The following is a 12,393-nucleotide window of genomic DNA, read 5'->3' as shown; positions in this document are numbered from 1 at the left end:
GCAGCGGTGTCGCGCGCGAACAATCCTCCCCGGCACGGGGAGGATTGAGCTTGGCGCGTGGCGCGCGTAGGGCGAAGCCATGACCGAGGCCGCTATCTCCATCGCGAACCTGTGCAAGACCTATAAGGGCGGCAAGCGCGCGCTCGACGGGGTCTCGTTCGATGTACCGCGTGGGACAATCTTCGGCCTGCTCGGCCCCAATGGTGCGGGCAAATCGACGCTGATCAACATCCTGGCTGGGCTCGTCAACAAGACCAGCGGCAGCGCCTCGATCTGGGGCTTCGATATCGACCAACACCCGCGCAACGCCAAGGTCTCGATCGGCATCGTCAATCAGGAAATCCTGTTCGATCCCTTCTTCTCGCCGTTCGAGACGCTGGAGATCCAGGCCGGGCTGTACGGCGTGCCCAAGGCGAAGCGGCGCTCGATGGAATTGCTGCGCGCGGTGCATCTCGAGGACAAGGCCAATGCCTATGCGCGCACGCTGTCGGGCGGGATGAAGCGGCGGCTGATGGTCGCCAAGGCCATGGTTCACAGCCCGCCCGTGCTGGTGCTGGACGAGCCCACCGCCGGCGTCGATATCGAATTGCGCCAGCAGCTCTGGGCCTATGTCCGCTCGCTCAACGATGCGGGGATCACGGTGGTGCTGACGACGCATTATCTCGAGGAAGCCGAACAATTGTGCGACCGCATCGCCATTATCAACCATGGCAAGGTCATCGCCAACGAGCCGACGCGCGAATTGCTGGCAAAGGCGACCGAGAAGCTGGTCGAGGTGACCGTCGACCGCGACGTTGCCGCACTGCCAACGGCGGCGTGTTTCCAGAAGATCGCACTCAAGGGCACGCGCACGCTCGCCATCACCTATGCCAAGGACCAGGTGAATGCGGGCCAGGTGCTCGCTGCGGTGCAGGCCGATGGTTACGGCATCGTCGATGTCTCGACGCGCGAAGCCGATCTGGAGGACGTGTTCCTAAACCTTACGCGGGCATCGAACGCCGCCTAATATCCTTGTCTTCCCGTTCGGTTCGAGCGTAGTCGAGAACCCTGCGGGCCACCGCGACAGGTGTCTCGACTGCGCTCGACACGAACGGATCCGCTTTTGCCCCAGACCAACACCTCGGACGTGCTCATCATCGGCTCGGGTGCAGCCGGGCTCACCGCAGCGCTCAACCTCGCCGATCGTTTCAAGGTTACGGTGCTCGCCAAGGGGCGGCTCGACGAAGGCTCGACCGCCTGGGCGCAAGGCGGCATCGCCGCCGTGCTGGAGGAAGGCGATACCTTCGAAAGCCATATCGAAGACACGATGATCGCGGGTGCCGGGCTGAACAACCGTGCGACCGTCGAAATGGTGGTCGAGCGCGCACCGGCTGCGATTGCACGCTTACGCGAACTGGGCGTGCCCTTTGCGACCGAAAGCGAAGAGAATGGCGGCGCGCTGCATTTGACGCGCGAGGGCGGCCATTCGCACCGCCGCATCGTCCATGTTGCCGATGCGACCGGCTGGGCGGTGCAGGAAGCGCTGCAACGCGCCGCGACCGACCATCCCAACATCACGCTCGTCCCCGATATGGTCGCGATCGACCTTGCCACCAGCCGGCATGAGGAACGCTATTCGGGCGCGGGCCATGTGTGGGGCGTCTATGCCGTCAACCGCGCGACCGGTCGGGTCGATCTGTACACCGCGCGCGCAACGATCCTCGCAACGGGCGGGGCGGGGCGCACCTATCTGTTTTCGACGGCACCGCGTGGCGCAACCGGGGACGGAATCGCCATGGCATGGCGCGCGGGGTGTCGTGTTTCCAACATGGAGATGATGCAGTTCCACCCGACCTGCCTCTACAATCTCGACGTCAAGAATTTCCTGATTACCGAGGCAGTGCGCGGCGAGGGCGGGCAATTGCTCATCCCCGACACCGGCTATCGCTTCATGCCCGATTTCGATCCGCGGCTGGAGCTTGCCCCGCGCGACATCGTCGCGCGCGCGATCGACCATGAAATCAAGCGCTTGGGGCTCGATTACGTCCATCTCGACATCAGCCATATGGGGCCGGAGTTCATCCACGAGCATTTCCCCAACATCCAGGAAAAGCTGCTCGGCCTCGGCATCGACATGACCACCGACCCGATCCCGGTGGTGCCCGCCCAGCATTACACGTGCGGCGGGGTGGTGGTGGATCTCGACGGTCGCACCGATCTGCCTGGCCTCTATGCTGCGGGCGAATGCAGCGAGAGCGGGCTGCACGGCGCCAACCGGCTTGCCTCCAACAGCCTGCTCGAATGTTTCGTGTTCGGCGAAGCCTGCGCCCAGCATATCAGCGAGCATTGGGACGATTTGCCCCCGCCGCCGGCGATCCGCCCGTGGGACGAAAGCCGCGTCGAGGATTCGGACGAGGAAGTCGTCATCAAGCAGAACTGGACCGAAATCCGCCGCTTCATGTGGAATTATGTCGGGATCGTGCGCACCACCAAGCGGCTGGAACGCGCGCAGCACCGCATCCGCATGCTGACCGACGAGGTCAACGATTATTACGGCCACTTCCGCGTCACGCCCGACCTGATCGAGTTGCGCAACCTGCTGCAGACCGCGGAACTGATTGTGCGTTCGGCGCTGCACCGCAAGGAATCGCGCGGGCTGCATTATACGCTGGATTATCCAAATATGCTGCCCGAAGCGCTCGACACGATTTTGGTGCCCTGAAATCAACGGTCTGGCCGGTTCCCGCTAAAAGCTCGTCTCATCCTGTGGTACAGGCGATTCATCGCACGGTTGCCGCGAAAGGATTCCTCAACCCTATTGTTGCCCTATCATGGGATGTGGGGCTCGGGAGAGAGGGTCTTTCTCGGGACATTGGGGCAAGTAAACGGTGACGCGCATTCTTCCGTATCGATTCCCAAAACCGGCGGCGGCAATGGTGCTTACGGCTGCCCTGTGCGCCTGCGGTCACGATGCCAATGTCCATGTCGCGCGCCTCGCCGCCGCTCCGCCGCTCGCTCCGCTGCCGAGCTCTGCGGTGACGGTCCCCATCGCGCCGCGGCCCGTCGCGCCGCCTTCCGCGCTCGTCGCCAATGTCGCGGCGCTGGTGCGGGGCTTTGACGGACGCGTTGGCGTCGCAGTGCGCAGCATCGAGGAAGGCTGGGCAGTGGACACCGGCGGCGAGCAACGCCTGCCGCAGCAAAGCGTCAGCAAATTGTGGGTCGCGATGACCGTGCTCGATTACCGCGATGCCGGGCGCTTGAAACTCGAAGATCCGATCACGCTGACCCGCGACGATCTCACCGTCTTCCATCAGCCGATCGCGGCGCTGATCAAGGGTGAGCAGGGCTATCAGACCACCGTCGGCGAATTGTTGCAACGCGCGCTGACGATGAGCGACAACACCGCCAACGACCGCTTGTTGCGCTATGTCGGCGGGCCCAATGCGGTGCGCGACTTCCTCCAGCGCAAGCGGCTGGGCGACATTCGCTTCGGCCCGGGCGAGCGCCTGCTGCAAAGCCAGACCGCCGGGTTGGTATGGAAACCCGATTTCGCCTTCGGCAACGCCTTTGCGCTCGCCCGCGCGCGTCTCCCGCGCACTGACCGCATCGCCGCCTATGAACGCTATGTTTCCGATCCGCCCGACGGTGCGGCCCCCCGCGCCATTGCGGAGGCACTGGCGCGGCTGAAGCGCGGGGACCTGTTGTCGCGCAGCTCGACCGAGTATCTTCTGGCCACGATGGAATCCTCGCATACCGGCAAGCAGCGCCTGCGCGGCGCGGTGCCAGCCGGGTGGACCTTCGGCCACAAGACCGGCACGGGCCAGGATCTCGCCGGACGCACTGCCGGCTATAACGATGTCGGCCTGCTGATCGCCCCCGATGGCCGCAGCTACGCGATCGCAGTGATGATCGGCGATACGCCCAAGCCGATTCCCGCCCGCCAGGCGCTGATGCAGGCGGTGGTGGCGAGCGTCGTGGCGAATCACGGATAGCCGACACGAAAGCGGGGCTTTGTCCTTGCGAAAGCTTGGGCTATCCACCCGCAATGCCGCATCTCTATCTTGTCGATGGCTCGGGGTATATCTTCCGCGCCTATCACCGCCTCCCGCCGCTCACCAACATTCATGGCGAGCCGGTCGGTGCCGTTTACGGCTATACCACGATGCTGTGGAAACTGGCCGATGAACTGCACAAGGCCGATGGGCCGACGCACATGGCGGTCATCCTCGACAAGTCGAGCAAGACCTTCCGCAACGATCTGTACGATCAATATAAAGCGCATCGCCCGCCCGCGCCCGAGGATCTGGTCCCGCAATTCCCGATGATTCGCGATGCCACGCGCGCCTTCTCGCTGCCGTGTATCGAGACCGAGGGGCTGGAGGCCGACGATATCATCGCCTGCTACGCCAAGGCCGCCTTGGCGCAGGGCTGGGCGGTGACGATCGTCTCCGCCGACAAGGATCTGATGCAGTTGATCGAGCCTGGCCTCGATCTGTACGACACGATGAACAACCGCCGCCTTGGCGCGGAGCATGTCCGCGAGAAGTTCGGCGTCGAACCCGCGCAATTGGGCGACGTGCTCGCGCTTATGGGCGACAGCGTCGACAACGTCCCCGGAGTCACCGGCGTCGGCCCCAAGACCGCGTCCAAGCTGATCGCCGAACATGGCGATCTCGAGGGCGTGCTCGCCGCCGCGCCGACGATGAAGGCCGGCAAATTGCGCGACAATCTGATCGCGCAGGCCGATAATGCGCGGCTGTCCAAGGTTCTGGTCACGCTCAAATGCGACGAACCGCTGCCGCAGCCGCTCGACGAGCTCGAATTGCAGGGCATCCCCGATGCGCCCTTGCGCGCCTTCCTGGAGCATCACGGCTTCAAGTCGCTGATCGCGAAATTGTCCGCCGTAGCCGATGCCCCTGTCGCGGCGCCGAAAGCGGTGCCGACCGAGCAGGACCCGCCCTGCGATCATGATTCGTATGAAACCGTGGTCGACGAAGCCGCGCTGGAGCGCTGGATCACCATCGCGCGTCACCAGGGCTGGATCGCGATCGACACCGAGACCACCGGAATCGATGCCACGCGCGCCGAACTGGTCGGAATCAGCATGGCGCTGCATCCCAATCTCGCTTGCTACGTACCTCTGGCACATGGCGGAAGCGGGCTCTTTGCGGAAAAACCGGTGCAGTTGAGCGCAGAGGTGGCGCTCGCCAAGCTCAAGCCGCTGTTCGAGGATCCGGGCGTGCTCAAGATCGGGCACAATCTGAAATACGACATGATCGTGCTGGGGCGGTTGGGCGTGAACGTCACGCCCTTTGACGACACGATCCTGATGAGCTTCGATCTCGATGCCGGCCTGCACGGCCACGGCATGGACGAACTCGCCGCGACGCATCTCTCGCACAGCTGCATCGCCTTCAAGGACGTGGTCGGCGTCGGCAAATCGCAGCGCACCTTCAACGAAATCGATCTCGACGCCGCGACGCGCTATGCCGCCGAGGATGCCGATGTGACGCTGCGTCTGTGGCGGCGGTTCAAGCCACGCTTGCCCGCCGAAGGCGCAACGCGCGTCTACGAAATGGTCGACCGCCCGCTCGTCCCCGTCATCGCGCAGATGGAACGCCACGGCATCAAGGTCGATCGCGAACGCCTCGCGCAGCTGTCTGGCGAGTTTTCCGGGCAGATCGGCGCGCTCGAAGTCGAAATCCATGCGCTTGCCGGTGGCCCGTTCACGATCGGCAGCCCCAAGCAATTGGGCGACGTGCTGTTCGAACGCATGGGCATCAAGGGTGGCCGCAAGGGCAAATCGGGCGTCTATTCGACCGACGTCAACGAACTCGAACGCATTGCCGCCGACCGCGATTCGCCGGGCAAGGACATCGCCACCAAGGTGCTCGAATGGCGGCAATTGTCGAAGCTGAAATCGACCTATACTGATGCCCTGCAAGCGCAGATCAACCCGGCGACGGGCCGCGTGCATACGTCCTACAGCCTGACCGGCGCGCAGACCGGGCGCTTATCCTCGACCGACCCCAATTTGCAGAACATCCCGATCCGCACCGAAATCGGCCGCCAGATTCGCGATGCCTTCGTCGCGGAGCCGGGCAACGTGCTGCTCGCCGCCGACTATTCGCAGATCGAGTTGCGGCTCGCTGCGCACATGGCCGACGTACCCGCGCTGCGCGAGGCGTTTGCCAGCGGGGCCGACATTCACAGCATGACCGCGCAGGAATTGTTCGGCGAGGTCAATCGCGACACGCGCGGGCGCGCCAAGACGATCAACTTCGCCATCCTCTACGGCATCAGCCGCTGGGGCCTGGCCGGGCGGCTGGATGTGACGGCGGACGAAGCGCAAGCGATGATCGACCGCTATTTCGACCGCTTCCCCGGCATCCGCAACTATATCGCCCAGACCACCGAGAGCGTGCGCGAGACCGGCTACACCACCACCCTGTTCGGGCGGAAAACGCATTTCCCGCGCATCGCCTCCAAGGTGCAGCATGAGCGCCAGGGGGCCGAACGCGCCGCAATCAACGCCCCGATACAAGGCACCTGCGCCGACATCATCAAGCGCGCGATGGTGCGGATGGGCCCCGCCTTGATCGAGGCTGGCCTGCCCAATGTACGGATGCTGCTTCAGGTGCACGACGAACTCGTGTTTGAACTGCCCGAAGGCGATGTCGCCGCGGCCAAGCCAGTGATCGAAGGCGTGATGGCGACCGCCGCCGAACCCGCCGTGACGCTCAGCGTTCCGCTGGGGATCGAAATCGGCACCGGGCTCAGCTGGGGGGCCGCGCATTGAGCGCTCTCGCAGGCGTGACCGGCGGGCAAAGCACGGAAGAAATCGACGCGCTGGCCAAAGGTGGCCGCACCAACATCATCGGTTTCATGATGCGGCTGGTCGCGCGGCTGCCGTTCCTGTTCATCGCCGGCCGACTCTACGGCCCGGATACGCTCGGCACCTTTGCGCGTGCGGTGTTGTTCGTCGAGGTCGCGGCCTTGCTCGCTACCTTCGGGCTTAAGCGCGGGCTGGCGCAAGCGATCGCGGAGGCGGACGAGCGACCGCATGTCCAGATCGTATGGGATTGCCTGGTGGTCGCCGCAATCGCGTCGGGCCTCGCCAGCGCCGCGCTGATGCTGGTGCCCGAGCTGATGTATCACGGTAGCAGCCCGACTCTGCTCGAACGCCTGCTACCCTGCATCATCGTCGCCAGCGCGTGGTCCGACATCATGCTTGCCGGCCTCGCCTATCGCCGCAACGTTCAGGCGACGGTGACTGCGCGCGCGGTGATCGAACCGTGGACGATCTCGATCGCGGCGGGCGTGCTGTATCCAATCGCGCGGCATGACGGGCTGGTCATCGCCTATATGCTGTCGATGATCGCCGCGCTGGCGGCATCCGCCGTTCCGTTCGTGCGCAGTTACGGGCGACCGCATGGCTGGCGGCTGCACCCGGCACGCACCATCGCGCTGATCCGCCGCAATGCCCCGCTCGCCGGGGCCGATGCGCTGGAATGGGGTACGCGCAATGTCGATCGCTCGATCCTGTTCCTGATGTTCGAACCGCGCATCGTCGGCATTTACTGGATGGCGCAGCAGGTCGCCTCGATTCCGGGGAAGCTGAAGACCAGTTTCGACCCGATCCTGGGCCCGGTCATCACCACCAGTCTCGCGCGCGGCGACAATGCCGGCGTGGCCAGCCAGGTGCGGCAAGTCGGCTTCTGGATTCTGGCGGCGCAGACCGGCCTCGCGATGATGGGCTCCATTCCGGGTGAGGCGGTGATGGGGACGGTGGGCCCGCAATTCGTCGCGGGGACGGCGGCGCTCGCGTTCCTGCTGTTCGCGGAAGCGGCGGCCTCGACCGGGGCGGTGTGCGAATCCGCGCTCGTCTATATCGCGCGGCTGCAGAACATGGCGATTTCGATCGGGATGCTGCTGTTCCAGGTGGGCCTTAGCTTCGCGCTGATCTTCGGGATGCAATGGCTCGGCTGGCCGCTCGAATATCAGGCGGCGGGTCCGGCGATCGCGCTGTTCCTGTCGGTCGCGCTGACGTCGATTATCAAATCCAACTATCTGGCACATTTGCTCAAGGCGCGCGTAGCGGGCTGGCGCTGGCCGATGGCGTGGGCGGTGCTGGCGGCGGGGCTGGTTGGCGGAGCGTTCACCCTGCTGCCGCACCGTTTCGAATGGGCGGAGCTGCTGATCGGCGAACCCGCCATCGCCGGTGTCTATCTGTTCGTGCTATATCGCTTTGCGTTCGGTCCAGAGGACCGCGCCTTGTTCCGGCGGATGCCGGGGGCGGAAGCGGTCGCCGCCTGAACGGCGACCGCTTGATGCCGCCTCAGTGGCGGAAGTGGCGGACGCCAGTGAACACCATCGCGAGGCCCGCTGCATCGGCCGCCGCGATCACTTCATCGTCGCGGATCGATCCGCCCGGCTGGATCACTGCGGTAGCACCCGCCTCGACCGCTGCCAGCAAGCCATCGGCAAACGGGAAGAAGGCGTCCGATGCGACCGCGGAACCGATCGTGCGCGGTGTTGCCCAACCGGCCTTGTCGGCGGCGTCCTTGGCCTTCCATGCCGCGATACGCGCGGATTCGAGCCGGTTCATTTGCCCGGCACCAATGCCCGCGGTGCTGCCGCCCTTGGCATAGACGATCGCGTTGGACTTGACGTGCTTGGCGATGGTCCAGGCGAAGCGGCAATCGGCCAATTCCTCGGCGGTCGGCTGACGCTTGGTCACGACCTGCAGCTCGGGGTTGCTGGCGCCATCGCGCGTCTGCACCAGCCAGCCGCCGGTGATCGCCTTGGCGAGCAGACCGGGGCGCGCCGGGTTGGGCAGGTCGCCGGTCAGCAACAAGCGCAAATTCTTTTTGGCGGCAAAGATCGCCAACGCCTCTTCATCGGCGTCAGGCGCAACCACCACCTCGGTGAAGATCCCCGAAATCGCGCGCGCGGTCGCCCCGTCGAGCGCACGGTTGAGCGCGATGATCCCGCCAAAGGCGGACACCGTGTCGCACGCGAACGCGGCAGCATAGGCTTCTTGAAGCGTCGCACCGGTCGCGACGCCGCACGGATTGGCGTGCTTGACGATGACGCAGGTCGGCGCGGCCTCGCGGAATTCGCTGACCAGGTCGAGCGCGGCATCGGCGTCGTTCAAATTGTTGTAGCTCAGTTCCTTGCCCTGCACCTGCCGCGCCTGGCCAATGCCGCGCGCATGCGGGCCGCTAGCGGTGTAGAACGCCGCCGACTGATGCGGGTTCTCGCCATAGCGCAGCGCCTGCCCGCGCTTCAGCGTCAAGGGCAGCGTCTCGGGGAAGCGTTCGCCTTGGTCGGCAAAGGCGAACCACTGCGCGATCATCCCGTCATAGGCCGCGGTCGCGGCATAGGCCTTGGCGGCGAAGCGGCGACGGTCGGCGAGCGTGGTGCTGCCTTGTGCGACCACCGCATAATCCGCCGGATCGGTGACGATCGCGACAAAGGCGTGGTTCTTGGCGGCAGAGCGCACCATCGACGGGCCACCAATGTCGATATTCTCGATGATCTCGTCACGCTCGGCGCCCTTGGCGACGGTCGCCTCGAACGGATAGAGATTGACGACGACGAGATCGATCGCGCCGATGCCATGTTCCTCCATCGCGGCGACATGGGCGGCATCGTCGCGCACGGCGAGAAGCCCGCCATGCACCACCGGGTGCAGCGTCTTGACGCGACCGTCCATCATTTCGGGGAAACCGGTCAGGTCCGAAATGTCCCGCACGTTGAGACCCGCCTCGCGCAGCGCCTTGGCGGTGCCGCCGGTCGAAACGAGTTCGACGCCTGCCTCGGCCAGCGAACGGGCGAGATCGACGATACCGGTCTTGTCGGACACCGACAGCAGCGCGCGGCGAATGGGGATGGTGGTCATGGTTGCTCCAGGGATGGCTTTGCGCGTCCCTGCCCGCTCGCCCCCGAAGATTCAACCGGTGCGGTTTATCCCGCGCGCTTGAACGCCCAGCTCACACTCGCCCCACCCGCAGGCGATTCACCGGTGATGACGAGTTGCATGGTCGCATGCGGGCGGCCATCGGCATCGATCCACACGCTTTCCTCGACCGCCAGCGTGCCGCCGCGACAGCGGAACTGCCACAATCCGCCACCGGGCAACCGTAACAGTGCGGCAAGTCCGTCGGCGGTTGGCGAAACCTGCACGCCCACGCCCAAGTGAAAACGGACGGCGAAGCCGGTTGCCGCCAGCTTGCGGCGCTTGGTCGCGGGGAGCAGCATGTCCTCGCCACGCAGCTCGCGCCCGTCGCTCGCCAGAATGAGCTGGCGGCGATGGAGAAAACCGAAGCGGCGGGCATAGCCATCATGGCTTGCCTCGACGCGGCTCAACCCCTCGCTCTCCTGCCGAGCGAGCTCGACCTCGGATACACCGCGCCCGAGCGTGCCATCGCTATGGATCGCGGTCGAATTGCTATCCCCAACGATCAGCGTCGAATGCGCCGCTGTAGTCCGCAACCCTTCGGCCAGCGCCGCCGGAAGCTGCACGACGCCCGCGCGCGCCCCGCCGCAATTGACGACGAGCCGATGCGGGCCATCGGACATTTCGAACGCCAGCGTCGATGCACACCCGCCCTCGACCAAACGCGCGATCGGCGGGGGTGCACCGTCGAGAATGACGACGGTGGATCCGGCCGCCAAACGCTGATAGCCCCACTCGCGCGCCTGGCGGAGTGGACGCGTGCGCACGCCCGTTGCCGTGATGATCTGGTCGAGCGCCGCCGCCCCAACCGGCGCGCCGCCTTGCCAACTGCTGACATCGCGGTCGCCGTGGCAGACGCCGAGCAAGGCGGGAACCAGCGCCGCGATCGCGTTGGTGACACTCGTCGGCGCTTCAAGCCGTCGCGCGGCATAGACTTCGCGGAGTGCGGTCAACAGCATCAGCAGATCGACCTGTGCGGCGGGCGCGCGCGCGACATTGCCGCCATCTTCAAAGATCGACGCCGCCAGCGTCTTGGCAAGCGCGGCTTCGGTGGCGCTGCGCCGCACATCGCCGCCCGGGATCAACAACCCGGCTGCGACCACGCCGCACATCGCCGCAACGCGCGGCGCGCCCGGTGCCGCCTTTTCCGCCCCACGGTCGATATGCCGCGCACCGCGCGCCAGCGTGTTGAGCACGCGGCTGCGGTAGACGAGATCGGTCGACGACAGGATGAGCGGTGCATGCGCGGTCCACAGCAGGATCCGCCGTCCCCACAGATCGGCGCGCCACGCGGGCTCGCTAACGGTGTCGGCATGGGCATCGAGCCAACGCCGCATCAGCGCCTCGGCAATGGGGATCCCCTGCGCGCGCGTGGCCACGGTGGAAAGATCGCGCAGCCACGAAAACCCGTGCAGATAATCGGCAAAAGCCTTGGAAAAATCCGGCTTGGCCAGATCGAGCGCGGCGATCGAGCGCGATTCGCCGCGGAAGCTCAAACGACCGTCCAGCAACGCGTTGCCGCGCCGTGCATCGCCCAAAAAGGGATCGTCCGGGACTGCGATCAGCTTGAGCGGGTGCCTCCCCTTCAGCCGCATCCCGTGAATCGGCGTGCGCCAGGTCAGCCGATGAAAGCGTTCGGCCAGACGTTCGGCCAACGACAACCCCTTGTCTCCCCCTTGGCGGATCAACCGCTTGCCCTCTTCGATGCTGTCGCCCTGCACATTGGGGCCAGACTCGATCGGGGCTCCGAGGGAGGACGGGATAACCATCTAGCCGCGCAGGCCCGCGATATTGGCGGCGTAAGCGGCGGGGCCACCGCGGAAGGTCGCCGTGCCTGCGACCAGCGCATCGGCCCCGGCGGAGATGGCGCGCGGCGCGGTGACGAGGTCGATGCCGCCATCGACCTCCAGATCGACAGCATAGCCGCCCTTGTCGATCATCTTGCGCACCGCCTCGATCTTGCGCAGCGAACTTTCGATGAACGCCTGCCCGCCAAAGCCTGGATTGACGCTCATGATGAGGACCAGGTCGACCTCTTCCAGCAGATAATCGAGCGCCTTGGCCGGGGTCTGCGGGGTCAGCACCACGCCGGGGCGCTTGCCCAGGCTGCGGATGTGCTGGAGGCTGCGATGCGTATGCGGCCCCGCTTCGACATGGATGCTGATCGTATCCGCGCCGGCCTCGGCAAAAGCGTCCAGATACGGATCGACCGGCGCAATCATCAAATGCACGTCGAGCGGCTTGGTGGTGTGCGGACGGATCGCCTTCACCACCGCCGGGCCGATCGTAATATTGGGCACGAAATGCCCGTCCATCACATCGACATGGATCCAGTCCGCACCCGCAAGATCGATCGCGCGGACTTCCTCGCCCAATTTGGCGAAATCGGCGGACAGGATCGACGGCGCGATACGGACAGGACGGTATGTCATAAGCCTTCAGCCTCTAGCATG

Annotated in this window: 8 protein-coding genes; 5 read left to right on the top strand and 3 right to left on the bottom strand. The window is 65.4% G+C overall.

Annotated elements, in window-relative coordinates; all coding sequences use genetic code 11:
• Window positions 1-79 precede the first annotated feature (79 nt).
• From ACP7BL_RS10875 to ACP7BL_RS10855, 5 genes are all read left to right on the top strand, one after another.
• On the top strand, window positions 80-1,006 hold the full coding sequence (locus tag ACP7BL_RS10875; protein ID WP_033967537.1) for an ABC transporter ATP-binding protein: 927 nt from the start codon (window positions 80-82) through the stop codon (window positions 1,004-1,006).
• Between the two features lie 96 nt (window positions 1,007-1,102).
• Complete coding sequence (gene nadB, locus ACP7BL_RS10870) at window positions 1,103-2,701, top strand: L-aspartate oxidase (protein WP_426258314.1); 1,599 nt, start codon at window positions 1,103-1,105, stop codon at window positions 2,699-2,701.
• A gap of 211 nt (window positions 2,702-2,912) precedes the next feature.
• Complete coding sequence (gene bla, locus ACP7BL_RS10865; RefSeq protein ID WP_341204115.1) at window positions 2,913-3,971, top strand: class A beta-lactamase; 1,059 nt, start codon at window positions 2,913-2,915, stop codon at window positions 3,969-3,971.
• A 53-nt stretch (window positions 3,972-4,024) separates the two neighbouring features.
• On the top strand, window positions 4,025-6,778 hold the full coding sequence (gene polA / locus ACP7BL_RS10860; protein ID WP_426258367.1) for a DNA polymerase I: 2,754 nt from the start codon (window positions 4,025-4,027) through the stop codon (window positions 6,776-6,778).
• Window positions 6,775-8,295: a lipopolysaccharide biosynthesis protein gene (locus ACP7BL_RS10855; RefSeq protein ID WP_126848637.1), complete on the top strand. Its 1,521-nt coding sequence runs from the start codon at window positions 6,775-6,777 to the stop codon at window positions 8,293-8,295. The genes polA and ACP7BL_RS10855 overlap by 4 nt, the downstream gene beginning before the upstream one ends.
• A 22-nt stretch (window positions 8,296-8,317) precedes the next feature.
• Here the strand turns inward: ACP7BL_RS10855 and purH are convergent, their stop codons facing one another.
• The 3 genes from purH to rpe all read right to left on the bottom strand — a co-directional run bounded on the left by purH (window position 8,318) and on the right by rpe (window position 12,372).
• Window positions 8,318-9,883: a bifunctional phosphoribosylaminoimidazolecarboxamide formyltransferase/IMP cyclohydrolase gene (gene purH / locus ACP7BL_RS10850; RefSeq protein ID WP_426258313.1), complete on the bottom strand. Its 1,566-nt coding sequence runs from the start codon at window positions 9,881-9,883 to the stop codon at window positions 8,318-8,320.
• A 65-nt stretch (window positions 9,884-9,948) separates the two neighbouring features.
• On the bottom strand, window positions 9,949-11,709 hold the full coding sequence (locus tag ACP7BL_RS10845) for a heparinase II/III family protein (protein ID WP_426258312.1): 1,761 nt from the start codon (window positions 11,707-11,709) through the stop codon (window positions 9,949-9,951).
• Entirely contained in the window at window positions 11,710-12,372 is a 663-nt protein-coding gene (gene rpe / locus ACP7BL_RS10840; RefSeq protein WP_426258311.1) for a ribulose-phosphate 3-epimerase, read from the bottom strand. It lies immediately after the preceding gene.
• Window positions 12,373-12,393 lie beyond the last annotated feature (21 nt).

Origin of the sequence: Sphingomonas sp. DC1600-2 (assembly GCF_049897605.1) — a bacterium.
Lineage (GTDB): Bacteria > Pseudomonadota > Alphaproteobacteria > Sphingomonadales > Sphingomonadaceae > Sphingomonas.
Note: the sequence above shows the minus strand (reverse complement) of the source record. Positions and strands in the feature narration are given on the sequence as shown.